The sequence below is a fragment of the Roseateles sp. genome (assembly GCF_965229315.1).
Classification (GTDB): Bacteria; Pseudomonadota; Gammaproteobacteria; order Burkholderiales; family Burkholderiaceae_C; genus Pelomonas.
This window is the reverse complement of the sequence record NZ_CBDDJA010000002.1, coordinates 2105280-2131470: the sequence shown is the minus strand read 5'-3', so window position 1 is coordinate 2131470 and position 26191 is coordinate 2105280. Positions and strand designations below refer to the sequence as shown.

Annotated in this window: 21 protein-coding genes, 6 tRNA genes and 1 pseudogene; 24 read left to right on the top strand and 4 right to left on the bottom strand. The window is 67.5% G+C overall.

The window, feature by feature from the left end; translation table 11 throughout:
• The first annotated feature begins 53 nt into the window (after window positions 1-53).
• The 23 genes from ACO07H_RS14695 to ACO07H_RS14585 all read left to right on the top strand — a co-directional run bounded on the left by ACO07H_RS14695 (window position 54) and on the right by ACO07H_RS14585 (window position 20322).
• Window positions 54-947: a LysR family transcriptional regulator gene (locus tag ACO07H_RS14695; RefSeq protein WP_422015376.1), complete on the top strand. Its 894-nt coding sequence runs from the start codon at window positions 54-56 to the stop codon at window positions 945-947.
• Window positions 944-2356 (top strand): 3-isopropylmalate dehydratase large subunit, encoded by a 1413-nt coding sequence (leuC, locus tag ACO07H_RS14690; protein ID WP_422015374.1) that lies wholly within the window; start codon window positions 944-946, stop codon window positions 2354-2356. Before ACO07H_RS14695 ends, leuC begins: the two co-directional genes overlap by 4 nt.
• A 1-nt stretch (window position 2357) precedes the next feature.
• Complete coding sequence (gene leuD, locus ACO07H_RS14685) at window positions 2358-3005, top strand: 3-isopropylmalate dehydratase small subunit (RefSeq protein ID WP_422015372.1); 648 nt, start codon at window positions 2358-2360, stop codon at window positions 3003-3005.
• The gene (gene leuB / locus ACO07H_RS14680; protein ID WP_422015370.1) at window positions 3005-4099 is read left to right on the top strand and encodes a 3-isopropylmalate dehydrogenase; all 1095 of its coding nucleotides are present in this window, start codon (window positions 3005-3007) and stop codon (window positions 4097-4099) included. Before leuD ends, leuB begins: the two co-directional genes overlap by 1 nt.
• A gap of 85 nt (window positions 4100-4184) precedes the next feature.
• Window positions 4185-5297 carry an aspartate-semialdehyde dehydrogenase gene (asd, locus tag ACO07H_RS14675; RefSeq protein ID WP_422015368.1) on the top strand — a complete coding sequence of 371 codons (1113 nt, stop codon included), beginning with the start codon at window positions 4185-4187 and terminating at the stop codon, window positions 5295-5297.
• Between the two features lie 248 nt (window positions 5298-5545).
• Entirely contained in the window at window positions 5546-8164 is a 2619-nt protein-coding gene (locus ACO07H_RS14670) for a FimV/HubP family polar landmark protein (protein WP_422015366.1), read from the top strand.
• A 60-nt stretch (window positions 8165-8224) separates the two neighbouring features.
• Window positions 8225-9007 carry a tRNA pseudouridine(38-40) synthase TruA gene (truA, locus tag ACO07H_RS14665; RefSeq protein ID WP_422015364.1) on the top strand — a complete coding sequence of 261 codons (783 nt, stop codon included), beginning with the start codon at window positions 8225-8227 and terminating at the stop codon, window positions 9005-9007.
• Window positions 9004-9633: a phosphoribosylanthranilate isomerase gene (locus ACO07H_RS14660; RefSeq protein ID WP_422015362.1), complete on the top strand. Its 630-nt coding sequence runs from the start codon at window positions 9004-9006 to the stop codon at window positions 9631-9633. The genes truA and ACO07H_RS14660 overlap by 4 nt, the downstream gene beginning before the upstream one ends.
• Before the next feature lie 9 nt (window positions 9634-9642).
• Window positions 9643-10932, top strand: coding sequence for a tryptophan synthase subunit beta (gene trpB / locus ACO07H_RS14655; protein WP_422015360.1), 1290 nt, complete (start codon window positions 9643-9645; stop codon window positions 10930-10932).
• Window positions 10929-11738, top strand: a complete 810-nt coding sequence (gene trpA, locus ACO07H_RS14650) for a tryptophan synthase subunit alpha (protein ID WP_422015358.1) — start codon at window positions 10929-10931, stop codon at window positions 11736-11738. The genes trpB and trpA overlap by 4 nt, the downstream gene beginning before the upstream one ends.
• 3 nt (window positions 11739-11741) lie before the next feature.
• Window positions 11742-12614: an acetyl-CoA carboxylase, carboxyltransferase subunit beta gene (accD, locus tag ACO07H_RS14645; RefSeq protein WP_422015356.1), complete on the top strand. Its 873-nt coding sequence runs from the start codon at window positions 11742-11744 to the stop codon at window positions 12612-12614.
• A gap of 73 nt (window positions 12615-12687) precedes the next feature.
• Window positions 12688-14007, top strand: a complete 1320-nt coding sequence (folC, locus tag ACO07H_RS14640) for a bifunctional tetrahydrofolate synthase/dihydrofolate synthase (protein ID WP_422015354.1) — start codon at window positions 12688-12690, stop codon at window positions 14005-14007.
• A 14-nt stretch (window positions 14008-14021) separates the two neighbouring features.
• The gene (locus tag ACO07H_RS14635; RefSeq protein WP_422015352.1) at window positions 14022-14792 is read left to right on the top strand and encodes an SPOR domain-containing protein; all 771 of its coding nucleotides are present in this window, start codon (window positions 14022-14024) and stop codon (window positions 14790-14792) included.
• A 10-nt stretch (window positions 14793-14802) separates the two neighbouring features.
• Window positions 14803-15330: a CvpA family protein gene (locus ACO07H_RS14630; protein ID WP_422015350.1), complete on the top strand. Its 528-nt coding sequence runs from the start codon at window positions 14803-14805 to the stop codon at window positions 15328-15330.
• A gap of 10 nt (window positions 15331-15340) precedes the next feature.
• Window positions 15341-16852, top strand: a complete 1512-nt coding sequence (gene purF / locus ACO07H_RS14625; RefSeq protein ID WP_422015348.1) for an amidophosphoribosyltransferase — start codon at window positions 15341-15343, stop codon at window positions 16850-16852.
• A gap of 5 nt (window positions 16853-16857) precedes the next feature.
• Window positions 16858-18096, top strand: a complete 1239-nt coding sequence (locus ACO07H_RS14620) for an O-succinylhomoserine sulfhydrylase (protein ID WP_422015346.1) — start codon at window positions 16858-16860, stop codon at window positions 18094-18096.
• Window positions 18093-19496, top strand: a complete 1404-nt coding sequence (gene gltX / locus ACO07H_RS14615; RefSeq protein ID WP_422015344.1) for a glutamate--tRNA ligase — start codon at window positions 18093-18095, stop codon at window positions 19494-19496. Before ACO07H_RS14620 ends, gltX begins: the two co-directional genes overlap by 4 nt.
• Window positions 19497-19583: 87 nt before the next feature.
• A tRNA-Ala gene (locus ACO07H_RS14610) sits at window positions 19584-19659 on the top strand.
• A gap of 51 nt (window positions 19660-19710) precedes the next feature.
• Window positions 19711-19786, top strand: a tRNA-Glu gene (locus ACO07H_RS14605).
• A gap of 52 nt (window positions 19787-19838) precedes the next feature.
• Window positions 19839-19915: transfer RNA gene (locus ACO07H_RS14600), tRNA-Asp, on the top strand.
• A gap of 76 nt (window positions 19916-19991) precedes the next feature.
• A tRNA-Ala gene (locus tag ACO07H_RS14595) sits at window positions 19992-20067 on the top strand.
• Window positions 20068-20115: 48 nt separating this feature from the next.
• Window positions 20116-20191, top strand: a tRNA-Glu gene (locus tag ACO07H_RS14590).
• A 54-nt stretch (window positions 20192-20245) separates the two neighbouring features.
• Window positions 20246-20322 (top strand) — tRNA-Asp (locus ACO07H_RS14585).
• A gap of 53 nt (window positions 20323-20375) precedes the next feature.
• On the opposite strand, the gene ACO07H_RS14580 is transcribed toward ACO07H_RS14585, so the two are convergent.
• The 4 genes and pseudogenes from ACO07H_RS14580 to ACO07H_RS14565 form a co-directional block, all read right to left on the bottom strand.
• Window positions 20376-20627, bottom strand: coding sequence for a hypothetical protein (locus ACO07H_RS14580; RefSeq protein ID WP_422015342.1), 252 nt, complete (start codon window positions 20625-20627; stop codon window positions 20376-20378).
• Between the two features lie 283 nt (window positions 20628-20910).
• Window positions 20911-21758, bottom strand: a pseudogene (locus tag ACO07H_RS14575) (integrase core domain-containing protein).
• Window positions 21759-22054: 296 nt separating this feature from the next.
• Entirely contained in the window at window positions 22055-23323 is a 1269-nt protein-coding gene (locus tag ACO07H_RS14570) for a DUF2264 domain-containing protein (RefSeq protein WP_422015340.1), read from the bottom strand.
• 71 nt (window positions 23324-23394) lie between these two features.
• The gene (locus ACO07H_RS14565) at window positions 23395-24795 is read right to left on the bottom strand and encodes an MFS transporter (protein WP_422015338.1); all 1401 of its coding nucleotides are present in this window, start codon (window positions 24793-24795) and stop codon (window positions 23395-23397) included.
• A gap of 345 nt (window positions 24796-25140) precedes the next feature.
• On the opposite strand from ACO07H_RS14565, the gene ACO07H_RS14560 reads away from it, so the two are divergent.
• Entirely contained in the window at window positions 25141-26184 is a 1044-nt protein-coding gene (locus ACO07H_RS14560; protein WP_422015336.1) for a LacI family DNA-binding transcriptional regulator, read from the top strand.
• Window positions 26185-26191 lie beyond the last annotated feature (7 nt).

Sequence of the window (26191 nt, the reverse complement as noted above, 5' to 3'; positions counted from 1 at the left end):
CTGGCGCAGAATTGTCTGATCCGCGAAGGCTATGCTGACGGCAGACGAACATCATGCGCCACGACCTCACCACCCTCAATCTCGTGCTCGCCATCGAGCAGACCCGCTCGATCACGCGCGGCGCTGCCCAGGAGCACCTGGCGCTGGCCGCGGCCAGCAAGCGCCTGTCCGACCTGGAAAGCCGCCTTGGCGTGCAGCTCTTCGAGCGCCGCGCCCGGGGCGTGGAGCCGACCGAGGCCGGCCGCGCGCTGGTGCGCCACATCCGCTCGCTGCACGCGTCGCTCTACGCCCTTGAAACCGAGGTCATGGAGTTCTCGCGCGGCATCAAGGGGCATCTGCGCATCGCCGCCAACAGCAGCGCCATCACCGAGGCGCTGCCGCCGCATCTGGTGGGTTTTTCGCAGGCCCACAGCCAGATCCGCATCAGCCTGGAAGACCTGACCAGCGCCGAGGCGCAGGCTGCGGTGGCGGAAGGGCGCGCGGACGTCGGCGTGTTCTCGCCGCCGCTGCTGGACAACCGGCTGCAGACCTGGACCTTCGCGCACGGGCGCCTCGCCGCACTCGTGCCGCTGAAGCATCCGTTGGCGCAGCGCGAGGAAGTCACCTTCGACGACCTGCTGGCCTATGACCTCATTGGCCTGCACGCCGGCGCAAGCGCCCAGGAGCTGATGCGCGAACAGGCCGCCGCGCGCGGCAAGACGCTGAACGCCCGTTGGCAGGTGCGCGGCTTCGACGCCATCGCACAGCTCGTCGAAGCCGGCCTGGGCGTGGCCGTGCTGCCCGAGCAGCCGGCCGAGCGCTTCACGCGCGTCTTCGGCGTGCGCTGCCTGCGGCTGGAAGAGCCTTGGGCCGAGCGCGACTATGTCCTGGGCGTGCTGCGCCAGCAGCGCCTGCCCACCGTGGTGCAACGTTTCGTGGACACCCTGATTCCCCGAGAGAAGCAATGACCTCAAGAACGCTTTACGACAAGCTCTGGGACGAGCACGTCGTGCACTCCGAGCCGGATGGCACGGCGCTGCTCTACATCGACCGCCACCTCGTGCACGAGGTGACCAGCCCGCAGGCCTTCGAAGGCCTCGACCTGGCCGGCCGCAAGGTCTGGCGCCTGAGTGCGAATCTCGCCGTCAGTGACCACAACGTGCCGACGACCGACCGCAGCCACGGCATCTCGGACCCGATCTCCAAGCTGCAGGTCGACACGCTGGACGCCAACTGCGACCGCGTCGGCATCACGCAGTTCAAGATGAACGACAAGCGCCAGGGCATCGTGCACGTCATCGGCCCGGAGCAGGGCGCGACGCTGCCGGGCATGACCGTCGTCTGCGGCGACAGCCACACCTCCACGCACGGCGCCTTCGGCGCGCTGGCGCACGGCATCGGCACCAGCGAGGTCGAGCATGTGCTCGCGACCCAGACGCTGTCAGCCAAGAAGGCACGGAACCTGCTCGTCAAGGTCGAAGGGCAACTCCCCAAGGGCTGCGGCGCCAAGGACGTCGTGCTGGCCATCATCGGCAAGATCGGCACGGCGGGCGGCAACGGCTACACCATCGAGTTCGCCGGCTCGGCCATCCGGGCCCTCTCCATGGAAGGCCGCATGACGGTCTGCAACATGGCCATCGAGGCCGGCGCCCGTGCCGGCCTCATCGGCGTGGACGACACGACCATCGCCTACGTCAAGGGCCGCCCGTTCTCGCCGCAGGGCGTGGAGTGGGAGCAGGCCGTCGCCTACTGGCGCACGCTGCATTCCGACCCCGGCGCCCATTTCGACAAGGTCGTCGAGCTGGACGCCGCGCAGATCCGTCCGCAGGTCACCTGGGGCACGTCGCCCGAGATGGTGCTGGCCATCGACGACCGCGTGCCCGACCCGGACAAGGAGCGCGACGCCGTCAAGCGCGGCGCCATCGAGCGCGCGCTGACCTACATGGCGCTGGAGCCCAACAAGGCCATCGGCGACATCCACGTCGACAAGGTCTTCATCGGCTCCTGCACCAACAGCCGCATCGAGGACATGCGCGAGGCCGCAAGCGTCGTGCGCCGCGTCGGCGGCCGCGTGGCCAAGAACATCAAGCTGGCCCTCGTCGTGCCGGGCTCCGGCCTCGTGAAGGCGCAGGCCGAGGCCGAAGGGCTGGACCAGGTCTTCAAGGCCGCCGGTTTCGAGTGGCGCGAGCCGGGCTGCTCCATGTGCCTGGCGATGAACGCCGACCGGCTGGAGCCGGGCGAGCGCTGCGCCTCCACCAGCAACCGCAACTTCGAAGGCCGCCAGGGTGCGGGTGGGCGAACCCATCTCGTCAGCCCGGCGATGGCTGCCGCCGCGGCAATGACCGGGCATTTCGTTGACGTGAGGACGCTGGCCTGACATGGACAAGTTCACCCTCCACAAGGGCCTGGTCGCGCCCATGGACCGCGACAACGTCGACACCGACGCGATCATCCCCAAGCAGTTCCTGAAGTCGATCAAGCGCTCGGGCTTCGGCCCCAACCTGTTCGACGAGTGGCGCTACCTGGACCATGGCGAGCCCGGCCAGGACCCGGCCAGCCGCAAGCCCAACCCCGACTTCGTGCTGAACCAGCCGCGCTATCAAGGCGCCAGCGTGCTGATCGCGCGCAGCAATTTCGGCTGCGGCTCCAGCCGCGAGCACGCGCCCTGGGCGCTGCAGCAGTACGGCTTCCGCGCCATCCTGGCACCGAGCTTCGCCGACATCTTCTTCAACAACTGCTTCAAGAACGGCCTGCTGCCCATTGCGCTGCCGGCGTCGGCGATGAACCAGCTGTTCGACGAGGTCAAGGCCTTCACGGGCTACCAGCTCGTCGTCGACCTGCCGCGCCAGGTCGTCGTCAAGCCCGATGGCGCCGAGATCCCGTTCGACATCGAGCCCTTCCGCAAGGAGTGCCTGATCGGCGGCCTCGACGAGATCGGCCTGACGCTGCAGCACACCGACAAGATCCGCGCCTACGAGGCCCAGCGCATCGCCGCCAAGCCCTGGCTGAACAACCGAGTGATTTGATGAAGAAGATTGCAGTACTGCCGGGCGACGGTATCGGTCCGGAGATCATGGCCGAAGCGGTCAAGGTGCTGGGCGCGCTGGACCTGCCCTTGCAACTCGACTGGGCCGATGTGGGCGGCAAGGCCTACGAGACCAGCGGCCACCCGTTGCCTCCCGCCACGCTGAAGCTGGCGCAGGATGCCGACGCCGTGCTGTTCGGTGCCGTGGGCGACTGGAAGTACGACAAGCTGGAGCGCGCGCTGCGGCCGGAACAGGCCATCCTGGGCCTGCGCAAGGCGCTGGGCCTGTTTGCCAACTTCCGTCCGGCCGTCTGCTACGAGCAGCTGACGCACGCATCGTCGCTCAAGCCCGAGCTGGTCGCCGGCCTGGACATCCTCATCATCCGCGAGCTGACGGGCGACATCTACTTCGGCCAGCCGCGCGGTCGCCGCACAGCGGTGGATGGCCACTTCCCCGGGACCGATGAAGCGTTCGACACGATGCGCTACTCGCGCCCCGAGATCGAGCGCATCGCCCACGTCGCCTTCCAGGCCGCGCAAAAGCGCAGCAAGCGCCTGACCAGCGTCGACAAGGCCAACGTGCTGGAGACCTCGCAGTTCTGGAAGGACATCGTCACCCAGGTGCATGCCCAGTACCCCGACGTCGAGCTGGACCACATGTACGTGGACAACGCCGCCATGCAGCTCGTCAAGGCGCCGAAGAAGTTCGACGTGGTCGTGACCGGCAACATGTTCGGCGACATCCTCTCGGATGAGGCCGCGATGCTGACCGGCTCCATCGGCATGCTGCCGTCTGCCTCGTTGGACGCGAACAACAAAGGCCTGTACGAACCGTCGCACGGCAGTGCGCCGGACATCGCGGGCCAGGGCATCGCGAACCCGCTGGCTACAATCCTGTCCGCTGCCATGATGCTCAAGTTCTCCCTCAACCACGCCGACGCTGCCGCTCGTATCGAGCAGGCCGTGCAGTCGGTGCTGGCGCAGGGCTTGCGCACCGCCGACATCTGGAGTGAAGGCACCTCGAAGGTCACGACCCGCGAGATGGGCGACGCTGTCGCCAAAGCCATCACGACCACGAAAACCATCAAGAGCTAAAGCTCCGTCTCGTCTCGCCCCTCCAAACCCGGCGAACGAGCCGGGGCCCGAAGTGGATGGGGTTTGGTGAACTGAAGGAATGATGATGACGACCTTGGTAGGCCTCGTAGGCTGGCGCGGCATGGTGGGTTCGGTCCTGATGGAGCGCATGACCGCCGAGCGCGATTTCGACCTGATCGAGCCGCTGTTCTTCTCGACGTCCAACGCCGGCGGCAATGCGCCCCTACAGGCGAAGAGCGAGACGAAGCTGCAGAACGCGTTCGACATCGCCCAGCTCAAGCGCTGCGACATCATCATCACGGCCCAGGGCGGCGACTACACGACCGAGGTCTACCCCAAGCTGCGCGCCGCGGGCTGGGCCGGCCACTGGATCGACGCCGCCTCGACGCTGCGCATGGCCGACGACGCCGTCATCGTGCTGGATCCGGTCAACCGCCCGGTCATCGACCAGGCGCTGGCCAGCGGTGGCAAGAACTGGATAGGCGGCAACTGCACCGTCAGCTGCATGCTGATGGGCGTGGGCGCGCTGTACAAGGCCGGCCTCGTGGAATGGATGTCCACGCAGACCTACCAGGCCGCTTCCGGCGGCGGCGCCCAGCACATGCGCGAACTGCTGACGCAGTACGGCACGCTGAACGCCGCGGTCAGGCCGCTGCTGGACGACCCCAAGAGCGCCATCCTGGAGATCGACCGCCAGGTCATCGCCAAGCAGCGCTCGCTCTCCGCTGATGAGACCGCCAACTTCGGCGTGCCGCTGGGCGGCTCGCTGATCCCTTGGATCGACAAGGATCTCGGCAATGGGATGTCCAAGGAAGAGTGGAAGGGCATGGCCGAGACCAACAAGATCCTCGGCAGCGGCGCCATCCCCGTCGATGGCTTCTGCGTGCGTGTCGGTGCGATGCGCTGCCACAGCCAGGCACTGACCTTCAAGCTGAAGAAGGACGTGCCGCTGGCCGACATCGAGGCCATGATCGCCGCCGACAACGCCTGGGTGAAGGTCGTGCCGAATACCCGCGAGGCGACCATTCGCGATCTGACGCCGGTCGCCGTCACCGGCACGATGACCATCCCCGTGGGCCGCCTGCGCAAGCTGGCCATGGGCCCCGAATACCTCGGCGCGTTCACCATCGGCGACCAGTTGCTGTGGGGTGCTGCGGAGCCGCTGCGCCGCATGTTGCGCATCCTGCTCGAGCGTTGAGTTCGCTTACGGTCTTTTACGCTTTGACCTAGGGTTCACCCCGGTCTCGATATTGAAACCACGCGACACATGAGGTATCGCGTGAGCATTTCAGCGTATATGCTTGATGCCGTTGTGTTTTTGATTCGAAACTCGACTCAGGCCCTATCCTGCCGACCAGCGTGCAGACCAAGTTCGCGCAGCGAGTGCTGAAAGATCGAGACAGGCGGGGCCCTCAACAGCCCCGCCTTGTTGCTTTGGGGAATGCCTTGAAAGACCACATCCGAGACGCATTCGAGGGACTCCGCCCGGCGGGCTTCGCGCGCCACCACCTGGCGCTCGCTGCCTTGCTGGTCGTCAGCAGCAGCGGCGCGCATGCGCTGGGCCTGGGCAAGCTGAATGTGCAGTCGGCCCTGGGCGAGACGATGCGCGCCGAGATTGACGTGACCAGCCTGACGGCCGAGGAAGCCGCCACGCTGAAGGTGCGCGTCGCGCCGCCGGAGTCCTACCGTGCGTCGGGCGTCGAGTTCAATCCGGTGCTGGCGTCGGCCCAGGTGCAGATTGCGCGCCTCAACGGCCGCACCGTGCTGAGGGTCAGCAGTGACCGGGCCGTGCAGGAGCCCTTCGTCGACGTCATCCTGGAGTTGACCTGGTCCAGCGGCCGTCTGGTGCGCGAATACACGCTGCTGTTCGACCCGCCCAGCCTGCCCAAGCCCGCACCCGTCATCACCGCGCCACCGGCCATGGCGGCCGCGCCTGCGCCGCTGCCGGCCCAGCCGGCGTCCAGCGAAGCCGTGCCAGCCCCCGCGCCCGTCATCGCGACGACGCTGCCGCGCAATGGCCCCGCTTCTGCACCGGCGGCCGCACCGGCACCTGCCCCTGCCATCGCTCGTGCGCCGACCCCCGCGCCTGCGCCGGTGCCAGCCCGCCCGCCCGCGGTGGCTGCCGCCGAATACACGGTGCGCCCCGGTGACTCGCTGTCCCGCATCGCCGGACGCAGCCAGGTCAGCGGCATCTCGCTGGACCAAATGCTGGTGGGCCTGTTCCGCAACAACCCGGATGCCTTCATCGACGGCAACATGAACCGGCTCAAGGCCGGTTCCACGCTGCAGGTGCCGGGCAGCGACGCGCTGGGCGCCGTGTCCCATGGCGAGGCGCGCCAGATCATCCTGGCCCAGAGCGCGGACTTCTCCGCCTACCGCCAGCGCCTCGCGTCTGCCGCGCCGACGCTGCAGAACAACGAGAGCGAGCGCCAGTCCAAGGGCCAGGTGCAGGCGGCGGTGGACGACCGCAAGCCGGCTGCCGCGCCGACACCCGACAAGCTCACGCTCAGCAAGGCCAATGGCGCCGCCGCCAGCGCGACCGAGGCCAAGCTGTCGAAGGAGGCCGAGAAGAAGGACGCCGCCGCCCGCGTCGCCGAGCTGACCCGCAACGTGGAGGAACTGAAGAAGCTCTCCAGCGCCGCCAAGCCTGCGGCCACCGTGGCATCCGCCGCACCGGCGCCCGCGCCGGCCACGCCGGCCTTGCCTGCCCCGGTCGTGGCAGCCGTCGAGGCTGCATCCGCCGCAGCGTCCATGCCGGCGCCCGTGGTCGCGGCCGCAGCCAGCGATGCGGCTTCAAAGCCAGCGGTGCGTGCCAGCGCTCCGCTGGCGCCGCCGCCACCGGCCGCCGAGCCGCCGAGCTTCATCGAGCAGTTGCTGGACAACCCCATCGTGTTGCCCCTCGCGGGTGTCCTGGTCGCGGTGCTGGGGGGGCTGGGCCTGTACCGCCTGCGTTCGCGCCGCCCGGCCCATGCGTCGGAAACCGGCTTCCATGAAAGCCGCCTGCAGCCGGATTCGTTCTTCGGCGGCACCGGCGGCCAGCGCGTGGACACGCGCGACGCGCAGAACAGCGGCCAGTCGTCCATGAGCTATTCGCTCAGCCAGCTCGACGCCATCGGCGACGTGGACCCGGTCGCCGAGGCCGATGTCTACCTGGCCTACGGCCGTGACCTGCAGGCCGAGGAAATCCTGAAGGAAGCCTTGCGTGCCAATCCGACGCGGCTGGCCATCCGCCTGAAGCTGCTGGAGGTCTACGCCAAGCGCCGCGACACCAAGGGCTTCGAGCAGCTCGCCGTGCAGCTCTTCGCCGAGACCAAGGGCTCGGGCGAGGACTGGGCCAAGGCGCAGGAGCTGGGCCGCGGCATCGACCCGGACAATCCGCTCTACCAGCCTGGCGGCGCCCCCATGCTGCACGACGACGGCGCCGACATGCGGCCGGAGCCGATGAATGCCAGCACGCTGCCGCAGACGGCGCTGCCCCCGGCGGCCAGCGCCGTGGCCGCTGCGGCATCGCACTTGAATACCGACGCTTTGCGTAGCGGCCCGGACACCGGCCCGGTGAGCGGCTTCGACCTGGCGCTGGACCTGGACCTCGACGCGCCCGAGCCCGTCTCGCCGACCGCCATGGCGGCCACGCAGGTGTTGCCGGCGTCGGTCGAGCAGGCGCCGATGACGATGGACTTCGACATCTCCAGCCGCGGCACGCGCACCGCGCCGCCCGCACCGGACCTGAACTTCGACCTGAGCGGCATGGGTGGCCTGCCCCTGGTTCAGGCGAACGCACCTGCGCCTGCACCCGCGGCGTCTTCGGCGCCGTCGATGGACCTGGACTTCGACCTGGGAGAACCCACCCTCCCCGGCGAGACCCACCCCGACAAGCTGTCCGAGGCGCTGGACGCGCAGGGCGAAGAGGAGGGTGACCCGTTGCTGCGCCAGCTCGAACTGGCCGACGAGTTCCGCCAGATCGGCGACACGCAAGGCGCCCGCGAGGTGCTGCAGGAGGTGGTTCAACGCGCCAGTGGTTCGTTGCGCGACCGCGCCCAGGCGATGCTCGACGAGCTGCGCTGACGCTCAGCCGCGATACTTCGACGCCCGGCCTGGCCGGGCGTTTTTCTTTGTCGAGGACCGATGAGAGTTGCACTGGGCGTGAGTTACCGCGGCGGCGGCTACAACGGCTGGCAGAGCCAGCCGGGCGGCCGCACCGTGCAGGACGCGCTGGAGAAGGGGCTGTCCGCGTTTGCCGCCCAACCCATCCGCACGATCTGCGCCGGCCGCACGGATGCGGGCGTGCACGGCATCAACCAAGTCGTCCACTTCGACACCGAGGTCGAGCGGGAGCTGTTCTCCTGGGTGCGTGGCAGCAACCGCTACCTGCCGCCCGACATTGCCATCCAGTGGTGCCGCTTTCCGGGCGACACCTTCCACGCGCGCAATGCCGCGCGGGGGCGGCGCTACGCCTACCTGCTGCTGGAGTCCGCCGTGCGACCGGCCATCGAGTCCGGGCAATGTGGCTGGGTCTTCCGCCCGCTCGACCAGCGCGCGCTCGAAGCCGCTGCCGAGCGCTTGATCGGTGAGCACGACTTCTCGTCCTTCCGCTCGTCCGAATGCCAGGCCGCATCGCCCGTCAAGACGTTGCGCGACATCAAGGTGCAGCGCCGCGGTGCCTATTGGCGCTTCGAGTTCGAGGCCAGCGCCTTCCTGCACCACATGGTGCGCAACCTGATGGGCTGCCTGCTGGCCGTGGGCAGCGGCACGCGCTCGGCGGATTGGGTGTCGGACGTGCTCGCCGCGCGCGACCGCAAGGTGGCGGCACCGACCTTCGCCCCGGACGGCCTGTACTTCCTCGGCCCGACCTACGATGCCGAACTCGACATTCCGCGCGACGTCGCGGCTTTGGATTGGCTCCCATGACCCGAATCAAGATCTGCGGCTTGACCCAAGAAGCCCACGTCGAGGCCGCCGTTGAAGCCGGCGCCGATGCCATCGGCTTCGTCTTCTACGCCAGGAGCCCCCGCGCCGTGACGCCGCAGCGGGCGAGGGCGCTGGCGCGGCTGCTGCCGCCGTTCGTCACACCTGTGGGCCTGTTCGTCAATGCAACGGACGCCGAGTTGCAGGCGGGCCTGGCCGCGTTGCCCAACATGCTGTTGCAGTTCCACGGCGACGAGACGCCGGCGGACTGCGACCGCGTGAGGCGGCCTTACCTGCGTGCCGCCGCCGTCGCCCCGGGCGTCGACTTGGTAGACTTCGGTTCTCGTTTTTCCAGCGCCCAGGCCATCCTGCTCGACGCCCCTGTCGAGGGCTATGGCGGTGGCGGCAAGGTCTTCGATTGGTCACTCATTCCACCAAGCGTTCGCTCTCACCTCGTTTTGTCTGGTGGGTTGAATGCAGCAAACGTCGGCGATGGCATCGCCCAGGTGCGGCCGTGGGCCGTTGATGTGAGTTCCGGCGTCGAGGTGTCCAAGGGCATCAAGAGCGCCGACCTGATCCACGAGTTCTGCCGCGCGGTGCGCCGCGCGGACGCAGCACTCTCCCAGTAGGGAAAGACCATGTTCCAGTACGACCAGCCCGATGCCACCGGGCATTTCCGCCATGCCGGCACGGCCACCTTCGGCGGCAGCTTCGTCTCCGAAACCCTCGTCCACGCGCTCGACGAGCTCAAGGACGCCTACGCGCACTACCGCAACGACCCCGCGTTCGTCGCCGAGTACAAGAAGGAGCTGGCTCACTTCGTCGGCCGGCCGAGCCCGATCTACCACGCCGAGCGCCTCTCCCGCGAACTGGGCGGCGCGCAGATATACCTGAAGCGCGAAGACCTCAACCACACCGGCGCGCACAAGATCAACAACGTCATCGGCCAGGCCCTCTTGGCCAAGCGCATGGGCAAGCCGCGCGTCATCGCCGAGACCGGCGCCGGCCAGCACGGCGTGGCCACGGCCACCATCTGCGCGCGCTACGGCCTGGAGTGCGTGGTCTACATGGGCAGCGAGGACGTGAAGCGCCAGTCGCCCAACGTCTACCGCATGAAGTTGCTGGGCGCCACCGTGGTGCCCGTGGACAGCGGCAGCAGGACGCTGAAGGACGCGCTCAACGAGGCGATGCGTGACTGGGTCACCAACGTCGAGAACACCTTCTACATCATCGGCACCGTGGCCGGCCCGCACCCCTACCCCATGATGGTGCGCGACTTCCAGCGCGTCATCGGCGACGAATGCCTGGTGCAGATGCCCGGCATGGTGGGCCGCCAGCCCGACGCCGTCATCGCCTGCGTGGGCGGTGGCAGCAATGCCATCGGCATCTTCTACCCCTACATCCCCCACGAGGCCACGCGCCTGATCGGCGTCGAAGCGGCGGGCGAGGGCATCGCCAGCGGCAAGCACGCCGCGACGCTGTCCGCTGGCACGCCGGGCGTGCTGCATGGCAACCGCACCTACCTGCTGCAGGACGCCAACGGCCAGATCACCGAGACGCACTCGATCTCCGCGGGCCTGGACTACCCCGGCGTCGGCCCGGAGCACGCCCACCTGAAGGACATCGGCCGCGCCGAGTACGTGGGCGTCACGGATGCAGAGGCCATCCAGGCCTTCCACCGCCTGTGCCTCACCGAGGGCATCATCCCGGCGCTGGAATCCAGCCACGCGGTGGCGCACGCGATGAGGATCGCGCCAACGCTGCCGAAGGACCAGGTGTTGCTCGTGAACCTCTCCGGCCGCGGCGACAAGGACATCGGCACCGTGGCCGACCTGTCGCATGCCGATTTCTACTGCCGGCCGTCCTGCCGCGGGCAGTCCGTGAAGGGCGGCGACGTCGTCGTCGCGCTGCCGGGAGCCGCACGATGAGCCGCATTGCTGCCACTTTTGAGGGGCTGAAGGCCCAACGCCGCAAAGCGCTGATCCCCTTCGTCACCGCGGGCGACCCGCATCCGTCGGCCACCGTGAGCCTGATGCTCGCGATGGCCGAGGCCGGCGCGGACGTCATCGAGCTGGGCGTGCCGTTCTCGGACCCGATGGCCGATGGCCCCGTCATCCAGCGGGCCGGCGAGCGGGCGCTGGTAAAAGGCATTTCGCTGCGTGACGTGCTGTCCTATGTGCGCGAGTTCCGCGTCACCAACGACACCACGCCCATCGTGCTGATGGGCTATGCCAATCCCATCGAGCGTTACGGCCAGCCGACCTTCGTGGCCGACGCCAAGGCCGCGGGCGTGGACGGCGTGCTGGTCGTGGACTACCCGCCCGAGGAGTGCGAGGAGCTGGCCGCGGCGCTGCGGGCGGTGGACATGGACGCCATCTTCCTGCTCGCGCCCACGTCCACCGAGGCCCGCATGGCCCAGGTCGGCAAGCTGGCCAGCGGCTATGTCTACTACGTGTCGCTCAAGGGCGTGACCGGCGCCGGCCACCTGAACACCGCGGCCGTGGCCGAGGCCGTGCCGCGCATCCGCCAGCACGTCAGCGTGCCGGTGGGCGTGGGTTTCGGCATCCGCGACGGCGCCACGGCGCGGGCGGTGGCTGACGTTTCCGATGCGGTCGTCATCGGCTCCAAGCTGGTCGAATTGCTGGAGCGCCAGCCAGCCGATAATGTCGCCTTGACTGGCGCGGCTTTCATCCGAGAGATCCGCGCCGCGCTCGACACAGCCCACAAGGACTGACCCATGAGTTGGCTCGACAAACTGCTTCCTCCCAAGATCCAGCAAGGTGACCCGGCCGACCGCCGCACCGTGCCCGAGGGTCTGTGGATCAAGTGCCCCAGCTGCGAGACGGTGCTCTACAAGACCGACCTGGAGCAGAACATCAACGTCTGCCCCAAGTGCTCGCACCACCACCGCATCGGCGCGCGCGCGCGTCTGGACGCCTTCCTGGACGGTGAAGGCCGCTACGAGATCGGCCAGGAGGTGCTGCCGGTCGACGCGCTGAAGTTCAAGGACAACAAGAAGTACCCCGACCGTCTGAAGGAAGCGCTGGAAAGCACCGGCGAGACCGACGCGCTGGTCGTCATCGGCGGCGCCGTCATGAGCGTGCCGGTCGTCGCAGCCTGCTTCGAGTTCGACTTCATGGGCGGCTCCATGGGCTCTGTCGTCGGCGAGCGCTTCGTGCGCGGCGTCGAGACCGCCATCGAGCAGAAGACGCCGTTCATCTGCTTCACCGCCACCGGCGGCGCGCGCATGCAGGAAGGCCTCTTGAGCCTGATGCAGATGGCCAAGACCAACGCGTCGCTGACGCGCCTGGCCAAGGCCAAGCTGCCCTACATCAGCGTGTTGACCGACCCGACGATGGGCGGTGTGTCGGCCTCGTTCGCGTTCGTGGGCGACATCGTGCTGGCCGAGCCCAAGGCGCTGATCGGCTTTGCCGGCCCGCGCGTCATCGAGAACACCGTGCGCGAGAAGCTGCCCCCGGGCTTCCAGCGCGCCGAGTTCCTGATGGAGAAGGGCGCCGTGGACATGATCGTGGACCGCCGTCAACTGCGCGAGACCATCGCGCGCCAGCTCGCCATGCTGCAGCGCCAGAGCGCGGACGCGGTCGCCTGAACCCCGTTGCGACAGTGCCAAGCCAGGCCCCGTGCCTGGCTTTTGCTTTTTTGATTCGCCATGACGCTTGACCATGACGCTCGATGAATGGCTCGCCCACTGCGAGCGCCTGCACCCCAAGACCATCGACATGACGCTGGACCGCGTCCGGGCCGTGAAAGATCGGCTGGGCATCGCGTTCGAGTGCCCGACGGCCGTCGTCGCCGGCACCAACGGCAAGGGCTCGACCTGCGCGATGCTGGAGTCCATCGCGCTGCATGCCGGCTACCGCGTGGGCCTGTACATCAAGCCCCACCTCGTGCACTTCCAGGAGCGCTGCCGCGTGGGCGGCGCGCCGGTGGCGGCCGAGTCGCTGGAGCCGCACTTCGAGGCCGTGGAGGCCGCGCGCGGCGACATCACGCTGACCTACTTCGAGTTCACGACGCTGGCCATCATGCGGCGCCTGCAGCATGAGCCGCTGGACCTCGTCATCCTCGAAGTGGGCCTGGGCGGCCGGCTGGATGCCGTCAACGTCATTGACGGCGACTGCGCCGTCATCACCAGCATCGACCTGGACCACACCGAATTCCTCGGTAACGACCGAGAGAGCGTTGGCCGGGAAAAGGCCGGCATCATGCGCGCCGGCCGTCCGGTGGTCGTCAGCGACCCCATGCCGCCGGCGTCGCTGGCCGCGCGTGCCGCCGAACTGGGCGCCGACCTGCGCCAGCTCGGCCGCGACTTCACGTTCAGCGGCGACCGCACCCAGTGGCAATGGGCCGGGCGAGCCAAGCGTTTCTCCGGCATGGCCTACCCGGCGCTGCGCGGCGTGAACCAGTTGCTGAATGCCTCCGGCGTGCTGGCCGCCTTCGAGGCGCTGGCCGACCGGCTGCCCATCAGCGCCCAGGCCGTGCGCACCGGTCTGGCGCTGGTCGAGCTGCCCGGCCGCTTCCAGGTGCTGGCCGGCCAGCCGGCCGTCGTGCTGGACGTGGCCCACAACCCGCACGCCGTCGCTGCGCTGGCGCAGAACCTCGACCAGATGGGCTTCTTCCCGCGCACGCATGCCGTCTTCGGTGCCATGGCGGACAAGGACCTGGCGGGCATCCTGGCCCGGGTGGCGCCACTGGTGGACGTCTGGCACTTCACCAGTCTGCCCATTCCCCGCGCCGCCACGGCCGAGCAACTCGAAGCCGCCTTCCTAACCGCCGGGCTGACGACGCCGCCCGACGTGGCGACGCACACCCACGCCCATCCCCTGGATGCCCTGCACGCTGCGGCGGCCGGTGCGAGCACGGCCGATAGAATCCTGGTCTTCGGTTCCTTCTACACCGTGGGTGGAGTGCTCCAGCAGGGCCTGCCCCGCGTGATGGCCGGCGCTGCTGCGGCGCCCGCCCTCCAGCCTCCCACCCTCCACTGAGCCAGACGCCGCCGATGGGCCTGTTTTCCTTCCTCAAGCGCGATGACGCTGCTGCGGCGGCGCCCAAGAAATCAGCCAAGTCCGGTGCCAGGGCCTCCGCAGCCGACGACGTGCAGGTGTTGCGCGTGCGCGCGCGCCGCCGCCTCATCGGCGCGGCCGTGCTGGTGGCGGCCGGCGTGGTGGGCTTTCCGCTGATCTTCGAGACGCAGCCGCGGCCCATTCCGGTGGACCTGCCCATCGACATCCCGCGCAAGGACACCGCGCCGCCGCTGGCCGTGCCGACGCGGGAGCCGTTGTCGCAGGCCGAGCCTGCATCCACGCCCACGCCTGCAGCCGTCGCGAGCACGCAGGTGGCAGCCGAGCGCGTTGTCGAGAAGCCCGTGGAGAAGCCGCCGGTGGTCGAGAAGGCTGTCGCTGAAAAGCCGGTGGAGAAGACGCCCGTCAAAGTTGCCGACAAGCCCAAGGCAGCGGCGAACGATGGCGCCCGCGCCCAGGCGCTGCTGGAGGGCAAGGAGCCGACGAGCCATGCGGCCGCGCCCGCCAGCACACCGTCCGCCGCCCGCTTCATCGTGCAGGTGGGCGCGTTCGGCGAAAACAAGGCGGCCCAGGACGTGCGCCTCAAGGTCGAGAAGCTGGGGCTCAAGACTTATGCGCAGGCCGTGGACACGGCGGACGGCCGCCGCGTGCGTGTGCGCCTGGGGCCGTTTGCCAGCCGGGACGAGGCCGAGCGAGCCGCCGCCAAGCTGAAGGGCGCAGGCCTGCCCGGCGCCATCCTGACGCTGTGAGCACTGCGCCATGGAACTGAGCTGGGTCGATCTCGCGCTCGCGGCGCTGCTGCTCATGTCCATCGGCATCGGTCTGTGGCGTGGCCTCGTGTTCGAGGTGATGTCGCTGGCCGGCTGGGTCGTGGCCTATTTCGCAGCCGCGCCGCTGGCGCCGATGGTCGAGCAACTGCTGCCCGAGGGCAAGTTCGGACCGGCTGTCGTGCACATGGTCTCGTTGGTGCTGGCCTTCATCTTCGTGCTGATCGTCTGGGGCCTGGCCACGCGGCTCGTCAAGACCCTGATCCATGCCACGCCGCTGTCGGTCGTGGACCGTCTCGGTGGTGCCGGCTTCGGCGCGCTGCGCGGCGTCATCGTGGCCCTGCTGCTGGTGCTCGTCATCGGCGCATCACCCATCGCGCAGTCGGCCACCTGGCAGGCCTCGCGCGCGGCGCCGGTGTTGTGCAGCGTGCTGCGCGACCTGACGCCGCTGCTGCCTGACCCTGTGGCCCGCTTTGTTTCCCGCTCGATGACCCCATCTGAGACGGATTCGTCAGACTAAGGATTTCGCCATGTGCGGCATCGTCGGCACGCTCGCTGCCTCTCCCGTCAACCAGTTGCTCTACGACGCGCTGCTGCTGCTGCAGCACCGCGGCCAGGACGCCGCCGGCATCGTCACCATGCAGGGCCAGAAGTGCTTCATGCACAAGGCGCGTGGCATGGTGCGCGACGTGTTCCGCACCCGCAACATGCGTGCGCTGCCCGGCAACATCGGCCTGGGCCAGGTGCGCTATCCGACCGCCGGCAACGCCTACAGCGAGGAAGAGGCCCAGCCTTTCTACGTGAACGCGCCGTTCGGCATCGTGCTGGTGCACAACGGCAACCTGACGAACGCGCACGCGCTGAAGGACGAGCTGTTCGACATCGACCGCCGCCACATCAACACCGAGAGCGACACCGAGGTGCTGATCAACGTGCTGGCGCACGAACTGGAGATGGCAGGGCGCGACCTGCCACTGACGCCCAAGGAGGTCTTCACCGCCGTGCGCGCCGTGCAAAAGCGCATCAAGGGCAGCTACGCGGTCATCGCGCTGATCGCCGGCCAAGGGCTGCTGGCCTTCCGCGACCCGTACGGCATCCGCCCACTGTGCTTCGGCCGCTCGGCGAACGGCGACTTCATGGTGGCCAGCGAGAGCGTGGCGCTCGAAGGCACGGGCCATCAACTGGAGCGCGACGTGGCGCCCGGCGAGGCGCTGTTCGTGGACATGGATGGCAGGCTGCATACCGAACAGTGCAATGACCACCCGACGCTGAACCCCTGCATGTTCGAGTTCGTCTACCTGGCCCGCCCGGACTCCGTGATGGACGGCATCTCGGTCTACCAGGCACGGCTGAACATGGGCGAGACGCTGGCCCAGCGCGTCATCTCGACGATGCCGCCCAACGAGATCGACGTGGTCATTCCCATCCCGGAGAGCAGCCGCCCGTCGGCGATGCAGCTGGCGCACCGCATCGGCAAGCCTTACCGCGAGGGCTTCGTGAAGAACCGCTACGTCGGCCGCACCTTCATTATGCCGGGGCAGGGCGCGCGCAAGAAGAGCGTGCGCCAGAAGCTCAACGCCATCGGCGTGGAGTTCAAGGACCGCAACGTGCTGCTGGTGGACGACTCCATCGTGCGCGGCACCACCTCCAAGGAGATCGTCCAGATGGCCCGCGAGGCCGGCGCGCGCAAGGTCTACCTCGCGTCCGCCGCGCCGCCGGTGCGCTACCCCAACGTCTACGGCATCGACATGCCGACGGCCGAGGAGCTGATCGCGCACAACCGCTCCATCGAGGAGATCTGCGCCTACATCGGCGCCGACGCGCTGATCTACCAGGACGTGGACGCGATGAAGCGGGTCGTCGCCGCATTGCGGCCTGGCCTGGCCGGGTTCGAGGCGAGCTGCTTCGACGGCCACTACGTGACCGGCGATGTCAGCCTGGAAGACTTCGCCACGCTGCGCGCCCAGCGCGCCAGCCAGCCCAGCGACGAAGACGCCGATGCCCGTGGCCGCCTGGCGCTGCAGGGCGGCAGCGAGGGTTGAGCGCCATGAGTGACGAAGCCCGCCGCATTGCGCGTGCCACGCTGCCCACAGGCCTGCGGCCCGAGACGCTAGCCGTGCGCACGGCGCTGGCGCCCAGCCAGCACGGCGAAAACTCCGAAGCACTGTTCCTGACCAGCGCCTACGTGCAGCCCGATGCCGAGACTTCGGCGCAGCGCTTTGCGAACTCGGACGACTTCACCTACTCGCGCACCAGCAACCCGACGGTGCGCAGCCTGGAGGCGCGCCTGGCGGCCATGGAAGGCACGGAAGCGGCCATCGCCACGTCCACCGGCATGAGCGCCATCCTGCTGCTGGGCATGGGCGTGCTGAAGGCCGGCGACCACGTCATCTGCTCGCGCTCGGTGTTCGGCTCGACGATCAACCTGTTCGCCAAGGAGTTCGGCAAGTTCGGCGTCGAGACGACGTTCGTGTCGCAGACCGACCTCGCCGAGTGGCGGGCGGCCATCCGGCCAGCGACGAAGCTGTTCTTCGCCGAGACGCCGACCAACCCGCTGACCGAGGTTTGCGACATCCGCGCGCTGGCCGACCTGGCTCACGCCGCCGGCGCGCTGCTGGCCGTTGACAACACCTATTCGACGCCGGCGCTGCAGCGTCCTGCCGAGATGGGGGCAGACGTTGTCATGCACTCGGCCACCAAGTACATGGACGGGCAAGGCCGTGTGATGGCGGGCGCGCTGTGCGGCCCCAACAGGCTGATCCGCGACGTCTTCGGCCCCATCCTGCGCACGGTGGGCATGACGCTTGCGCCGTTCAACGCCTGGGTCGTGATGAAGGGTTTGGAGACGCTGTCGCTGCGCATGAAGGCTCAGAGCCAGCAAGCGCTTGCCGTGGCACGCTGGCTGGAGGCGCAGCCCGAGGTCGACCGGGTGTACTACCCATCGCTCGGGTCTCATCCGCAACATGACCTCGCCATGCGCCAACAGGGCGGGCAGGGTGGCGCCGTGCTGTCCTTCGACCTGCGGGCCGACACGCCCGAGGCGGCGCGTGCCGGAGCCTTCCACGTCATCGACAGCACCCGCGTGCTGTCCATCGCCACCAACCTTGGCGACACGAAATCCATCATCACCCACCCCGCCACGACCTCGCATGGCCGCCTCACCGAGGCGCAGCGGCAGGCCGCAGGCATCGGCCAGGGGCTGATCCGCCTGGCCGTCGGCCTGGAGCATGTCGACGACATCACCGACGACCTGCTGCGCGGCCTTTCCACTCTGACGACCCGATGACTTCCACTTTCGACAAGGTCCGCACGCGCATCGCGCCGTCGCCCACCGGCTTCCTGCACCTGGGCACGGCCCGCACCGCGCTGTACTCCTGGGCCTACGCCCGCCACCACGGTGGCGAGTTCGTGCTGCGCATCGAGGACACCGACGTGGCCCGCTCCACGCAGGACTCGGTGGACCAGATCATTGCCGCCATGAACTGGCTGGGTCTGGACTACGACGAAGGTCCGGTCTACCAGATGCAGCGCCTGGACCGCTACGCGGCGGTCATCGAGCAGTTGATCGCTGAAGGCCGCGCCTACCGCTGCTATGCGACGCCCGAGGAACTCGACGCCATGCGCGAGGCCCAGCGCGCCCGCGGCGAGAAGACGCTGTACGACCGCCGCTGGCGCCCCGAGCCCGGCAAGACGCTGCCCACGCCACCCGAAGGCGTGAAGCCCGTCGTGCGTTTCGCCAACCCGGTCGAGGGCGACGTGACCTGGCACGACGTCGTGAAGGGCCCGATCACGATCAACAACCGCGAGATCGACGACCTCATCATCGCCCGCCAGGACGGTGTGCCGACCTACAACTTCGCCGTCGTCGTGGACGACTGGGACATGCGCATCAGCCACGTCTTCCGTGGTGACGAGCACGTCAACAACACGCCCTGGCAGATCAACATCTTCAACGCGCTGGGGGCGCCGTTGCCGCAGTTCGGGCACCTGCCCATCATCCTGGGCGACGACGGACTGAAGCTCTCCAAGCGCCGCGGCGCCGTCAGCGTGATGGACTATGCGGCCAGCGGCTATTTGCCTGAAGGCATGCTGAACTACCTGGCCCGCCTGGGCTGGAGCCATGGTGACGACGAGTTGTTCTCGGCCGCGCAGATGGTGAGCTGGTTTGACGGCTCGCACCTGTCCAAGAGTCCGGCGCAATGGGATCCGGCCAAGCTCGACTGGGTCAACGGCCACTACGTGAAGCAGATCGACGAGGCGCGCCTGGCCAGCCTCGTCGTCGAGCAATTGGCGGCCAAGGGCATTGCCGCAACGGTCGAGCAGGTCCAGCCCAAGGTTGGTCTGTTCAAGGACCGCTGCGCGACTGTGGCCGCGCTGGCCGACTGGCTGGCGATGTACTTCAAGCCGGTGACCCCGTCGGCCGAGGATCTCGCCGCGCACATCACCGACGCGGTGCGCCCCGCATTGGCCGCCTTGTCGCAGCGCCTGGGTGCTGTGACGGAGTGGAACAAGGGCGCTATCCAGCAGGCCTTGAAAGAAACGCTGACGGCCGCCGGTTTGAAGATGCCGCAACTCGCCGTGCCGGTTCGGGTTGTCGTGTGCGGCCGTGCACAAACCCCTTCGCTGGACGCCGTGCTCGAGCACTTCGATCAGAAAAAAGTGCTCCAACGCTTGCAAAGCGTCTGAAATTCGTCATATACTCTTGGTCTCGCTTGAACAGCGCTGTTAACGAAGAGGCTGACGACGAAAGTCGATAGGCTGAATCGAAAACACGGGGGTATAGCTCAGCTGGGAGAGCGCTTGCATGGCATGCAAGAGGTCATCGGTTCGATCCCGTTTACCTCCACCAAATATCCTTCGGGAGTTTTGCGTGGCGCGCAGTTCAAGTCGCGAAGGATTAGTCCCCTTCGTCTAGAGGCCTAGGACACCACCCTTTCACGGTGATTACAGGGGTTCGAATCCCCTAGGGGACGCCAAGTTTGATGAGCTTGGGTATTGTTGAAATACAATATCGAATTCATCCCACGCGGAGTGGTAGTTCAGTTGGTTAGAATACCGGCCTGTCACGCCGGGGGTCGCGGGTTCGAGCCCCGTCCACTCCGCCAAGGATTCCATCGGGTCCGCCCGATAAAGAACGGCCAATTTATTGGCCGTTTGCTTTTTGCGACCGCTTTGATCGGCGGGGGTATAGCTCAGCTGGGAGAGCGCTTGCATGGCATGCAAGAGGTCAGCGGTTCGATCCCGCTTACCTCCACCAGATGTTCATTTTGGATATTGGGTGGCTCGCAGTAGTTTTGAAAGGTCAGTCCCCTTCGTCTAGAGGCCTAGGACACCACCCTTTCACGGTGATTACAGGGGTTCGAATCCCCTAGGGGACGCCAAGCTTGATGCAGCTTGCGAGTATTGCGAGATACTCGAAAAAAGTATCACCACGCGGAGTGGTAGTTCAGTTGGTTAGAATACCGGCCTGTCACGCCGGGGGTCGCGGGTTCGAGCCCCGTCCACTCCGCCACTCATAGCAATGCGCCGAAACCTTGTGGTTTCGGCGCATTTTGTTTTGGGTCTTCAGGAAACGCCGCGTGGCAGTGCGGGCGCTGTGCCGGCTTCGTCGCTGCCGCCAGTGCCGTGGGCCTGCGGGCTGGTGGATGCCGGGCGCGGCTCGGGCGGCGTGGTGCGTGGTGCTTCGCTGACGCTGCGCTTGCCGCTGACGACCAGACGTGCGAGCTTGACCACCTCGCTGGCCTGCGCCGGCAATCCGCCGGCCACCAGGCCCAGCGCCAAGCTCAAGCTCAGCCACCCCTTTTTGTCTTGCAGCATCTCCGGCTCCCAGCCTCGCAGACGGCGAGGCACGCTTTGCAGTATTCAGCAAGCCGGCCTGATGAGCCAGCATCAGGCGACGAACTGCGATTTCCGGGGCGCGAATTGCAGCCTGGCTGCGTGCAAAGGGCCCGAATAGGCTTGGCGGAGAGGGCGCGAGAGCACTCTGCGCCCGCCGCCCAAGCTTCAGAAGGTTTCTTCGTTTAAGGCGATGAGAAGTCGAGGAGTAAGAGGAGGATCGAAAACGCCCTTGTGAGCCGCATGGTTACTTGTCGAGACCCGCCTACTTACATGCGGCGCGCTTGAACAAATAGGGCTTGGAGACCTGCGAAGCCTGAAGGGCTTGCATGGGTGAGCGGTGGTCGAGCGAGCGTTGCGGGATGTGGTGGTTGTGGGTCTTGCAGTACGCCGTGAGGGTCGCTCCAGCTCGGCGCCCGACTTGAATCGGGTTTGCTTCACCACCCCGCTGAGGTGCCAGTTGAAGCGCTCCATCAGGTCGTTGGTCTGCGGATGGCGCGGCGGTGAGCGCCTGGGTGATCTTCATCGGCGCTGCCCTGTGCAGCCGCTCCAGGAAGTCCACGCTGCTGGCCTCGCTTTGGTCAGCAGACACGCGCAGGAACACCCAGCGCGCGCCCCGGTCAATGGCCGCGAACAGATAGCGTCTGGCCGCCTCGTCAGGCATCTGCGGCAGGTACTTGATGTCGATGTGAACGAAGCCAGGCTCGTAGTCCTTGAAGGTCTTGGCAGGCGGTGTCTCACCAACGGCCTCAAGGGCTGCGGCTTGCAACGCGCGCAGGCTGCCCACGCCATGGCGTCGCAGGCATCGGTCCAGCCCTGAACGCGAGATGGCCGGGTTGATGAATTCACGCACCACCACCAAGAGATCGTCCAGCGGAATCAGCGTCAGGCGGCGCACGTCAGCTACCAGCCTTCTTGTCCTTCACTGAGCGTGGTGCTGAGCTTGTGCGGACGGTGTGAGCGGTCCTGCACGTCCTCCCGGTTCTTCCACTTCGCGGCCGTGTCGCGGCTGATGTTGTAGCGCTCGGCCAGCTTCATCACGTCCAACTCGGACTCGCGAATCTCTGTGCGGATCAGTGGCGTGGCGCGGGCTCGGGTGTGAACTTGGCTCATGCGACTTTGACGACCGACTTCTGGGCCTTGAGGGTTTGGATCAACTCCCGCAGCATGTCCTTGGCTTTGAACAAGGCCCAGCTGCGAACGGGTACCTGATCACATGAGTCCCAACAGTACTTGATCTTTGCTTTTTGGCTGCGGAAGTTAGCCATCGGAAGGTTTCGCATCTGCTTCGACCGACCAGACTCACCTGCCCTTGCCGAGCTCGGGCTGACGCGTCATTCGTGTTCGTAAGCTTGCCGTGTTCTTTTCGATGCGCTTACGCCAGCAGGCCACTTCAGGGCCGTCGTTGATCAGTAGTCGACCTTGTAGTCCTTGTGCAACGGCTTGCCGGCCCAGGCCTTGCGCGCGGTCCAGTCGGCCGGCGGGTCTGTCCAGAAACGGTTGTCGGCGGGCAGGCCCAGCGCCAGGAAGCCGAGGGTGGCCATGTACAGGCTTCCCGTCGAGGTGTAGACGTCGGCGACGCCGGGCTGGTGGCCGCAGAAGCCCAGCACCAGCCAGCCCTTGTCGTCGAAGTTGGCGCAGCCGTCGAACATGCGGCGCATCACCGCGGTGAGCGCGCCGCGCACCTGCGCCGGCGCCACATGGGGCGGCAGCTGCTGCATCAGCGCCGCATGGGACAGGGCCTGGAAGGCCCCGGTGCGGTAGGTGATGGAGCGCCCGAACGCGGGGTAGCTGCCGTCCGGCGCGATCAGCCGTTCGGTGAACTCCGCATACCGGACCAGGCGCCGCACGGCGGTCTGCTGCTCGGCGGGCTCTGCCATCCCGTGGGCGACGAGGATGTCGAGGAAGTCGACCAGCATGGAATGGATGACGTAGCTGTTGTAGTAGTCCATGCTGAACTTCGGACCATCGCTGTACCAGCCGTCGCCCACATACCACTCGGCCATCTTGCGCTTGGCGAACTCGATGCGAACCGGGTCGGCGGGCTCGCCGACCGACAGCAGAAAGGCCTCGTTGATGCCGGCGAACAGCAGCCAGTTGTTGTAGGCGCCGGTGCGGCTGCGCAAGGCCTTGAATTCGTCGATCAGCCGTTGCCGGGTTGTCTTGTCCAGCGGTTCCCACAAGGCCTTGGGCGCGCGGATGAAGGCTTGCGCCAGGTAGGCGGCGTCGACGATGGGCTGCTTCTCGGTCCTGAAGTTCAGGTAGTCGGGATGGGCGGGATTCACGCCGTTGGCGATGCCCTTCAGGAATGCGCTGCGCAGCTGCTGGCGCAGCCGGCCTTCGGCCGTGTCGTCGTCGGGCAGGGCCAGCCAGGGGGCCAGGCCCGCCATCGTGCGGCCGACGGCTTCCAGGTGGGTGACGCGGCGGAAGAAGGCGTCGTCATGGCCGGGCGGTACCTCGACAGGCATGTTGGCCTTGAGAGTGCCGTCGGCCAGGTTCAGCAGCACCGGCGCCGCGATCCGGTACAGCGTGGTGGCCCAGTACTGCCTGTCCTTCGATCCGTCGGCGGCGGTTGCGTGCGCTTGCGCCGACGCGCCGACGTGCAGCGCGGCGATGACGACGAAGGCCAGCAGGCGGCCAGCCAGCGAGCGGCGGCTCGAGGGTATGGGGGCGGTCATGTCGTTGCCTCTCAACGGCGGTTCTCGAAACGGGTGGGCCTTCAGGAAAGCGCCTGAGGCGCTGCCGGGACTCAGCCCGGAGCCTGGTAGTTCCTGGCGCCGCCCAGCGCGTTGAACGGCCGCAGCAGCCAGGCGAAGATCAGCGCCGAGGCGGCGGCCAGCAAGCCGCTGGCGATGAAGGTGTGGCGGTAGTTCTGGCCGGTCAGGTCCAGCCAGACACCGACCAGCGGTGGCACCAGCGTGTAGCCCAGGGCGGCCAGGATGTTGGCCGCCGACTGGAACTGCGCGAACCGTTCCTGCGGGTACAGGTACTGACCGATGGCCGCGGTGCCGGTCACGAACAGCCCCGAGAACACGCCGTGCAGCACGAACGCGGCCTGGAACTGTGTCGCCGTCTGCACCAGCAGGCCGGCCGGCAGCATGGCGGCGGCGTACAGCACGATGCAGCCCAGCCCGACGCGCAAGGGGTGCAGGCGGTCGGCCAGCCAGCCTATCGGCAGGGCCAGCAGCAGCGAGCAGGCATAGGTCAGGGCCAGCGCCTTGCCGTAGCCGTCCAGCCCCAGGCCGATCTGCTTGGCATAGAACACGCCGAAGCTGTTGACGGGGTTGAAGGAGATCAGCCCCAGCATCATCGCGAGGAAGACGCCGACGTAGAAGCGATGGCTGAAGCACTCGCGCATGTAGCGGCGCATCTCCGACTCGGTGCCGCCGGTCCGGGGCGCGAGCGTCTGCTGCGGCGGATAGCTGCCCTCGCGCACGAACCAGCACATCGCGGCGAAGCCCAGGCCGTAGACGAGCGCGATGCCGATGAAGATCTCGGCGTAGTAGCGCTCGGCCTGGCCCACGATCTGGTAGGTGAAGATGATGCCCGCCAACAAGCTGACTGCGCGGAACATGCCGTAGAAGCGACCCGTCAACTTGCTGGGCACGACGTCGGCTACCAGGCCGCCGAAAACGGCATTCGCGATCACCGAGCCGACCTCGAAGGCGATCCACATCAGGCTGAACCAGGCCAGCTTGCAGATGCGCAGGCCTGGCGAAGCGTCGCCAAGCAGCCCGTGAAGGAGCGCACCGCCCTCCGGCGTGAAGGCCATGCCGACCAGGCCCAGCATCAGCAGCGGCGTGGGGGCCAGCAGGAAGGGAATGCGCCGGCCCCAGCGGCCGCGGTGGCGATCGGAGCGCACGGCGATGAAGGGCGTAAGCACCATGCTCAGGCCCCAGGGCAGCGAGCCGACCACCAGCGCGACGAACAGGTTGCTCGCCTCCATCTGCTTGAGCAGGATCTGCGCGACGGGGATGGCGGCGCGCTCCTTCACGCTCCAGGCGAAGTCGCCGACCAGCAGGAAGATGAAAAGTGCGAGCAGGCCGCCCGCGGTGTAGGTGAGGCTGCCGTGGTGCCAGCGGCGCGCCGACAGCTTGAGACGGTCGGGGTCGGCGGGAAGAGGTGTCGTGGGTACTGCTTGAGGCTGCATGGCTCCGGTCCTTGGCGCCTTGCGCCGTGGCGCCAGGCGTGCGCAGCATGCCGCTGTAATGGCCTGGTCCGCATAGGGTAACGTTTCCCTATTTGCCATCGTTACCGGGATTACACGGGTGCTGCTCAGGCGTCGCTCCCGGTGTGCAGTGAGGTATTTGCTGAATTTTTGGGGAAAACACGTAGGGAAACGTTTCCTGAAATCCGCCTATCATTTGGCCAACGAACGACGCCGGGCTGGATCCCCTGAGGCCTGCTCCGGTGTCGCAGCAGCTCCAAGGGCGGCGTGCAGCCGTGCGGGTGACAACACAATCCCGCCGGTCAGCAAGCCAGTAGAGGAAAGCGAATGTCCAAGAACTCCGTCACCCTGATCGACGTCGCCAAGCAGGCGGGCGTTGCGCTGGTGACCGCGTCTCGAGCGCTCAACGGCACCGGCTTCGTCTCCGACGAGACGCGCAGGAAGGTGGTCGCGGCGGCGAAGGCGCTGGGCTATTCACCCAACCTGTCGGCCAAGATCCTCAAGGGTGGGCGTCCCAACCTGCTGGGCCTGGCGGTCAGCAACCTGCAGTCCAGTGTGATCAACGAGATCATCGGCGCCGTCAGCCTGGCCGCCAAGCAGGCCGGGCTGGACCTCATCATCTACAACGCCAGCACCGAACTGGGTGCGCCCAAGCAGCAGGACATCAACCGTGTGCTGGGCGGGCTTTGCGAGGGCATCCTGTTGGTGCTGCCCACGGCGCAGGAAGGCCTGCTGGCCGAGTTCGAGTCGAGCAGCGTGCCGGTGGTGCTCATCAACTACTGGCGCAACGAGACCCGGTTGCCCACCGTGCGCGGCGACAACTATGAGGGCTCGCGCGCGGCGGTCGAGCACCTGATCGGACTGGGCCACAGCCGCATCGCCTTCATCACCGGCTCCAGCTACACCGGCCAGAGCCAGGAGCGCCAGCGCGGCTACCAGGACGCGCTGAAGCAGGCCGGCATCCGGCCCGTCAAGAGCCTGGTGGTGCAGGGCGACTTCACGCAATCGGGCGGCTTCGAGGCCGCGCAGCAGTTGCTGGCCCAGCCCAAGCGCCCGACGGCCATCTTCGCCGCCAACGACGCGATGGCCATCGGCGCCATGGATGCGCTCAAGGAGAAGGGCCTGCAGATTCCCGGGGACGTCTCGGTCGTCGGCTTCGACGACAGCCCGGCATCCAACCATGTTTACCCCCGCCTCACGACCGTGCGCCAGCCGCTGTCCGACATCGGCGAGCAGGCCGTGCGGCTGATCCTGCAGCGCATCCGCGGCCAGTCGCCAGCGGAGGGGGCCGACGACGCGCCCATCGAATTGCCCAGCGTGCTCGTCATCCGCGACTCCTGCGGTCCCTCGCCCGAAGCGGTCCTGGGCTGACCCTGCA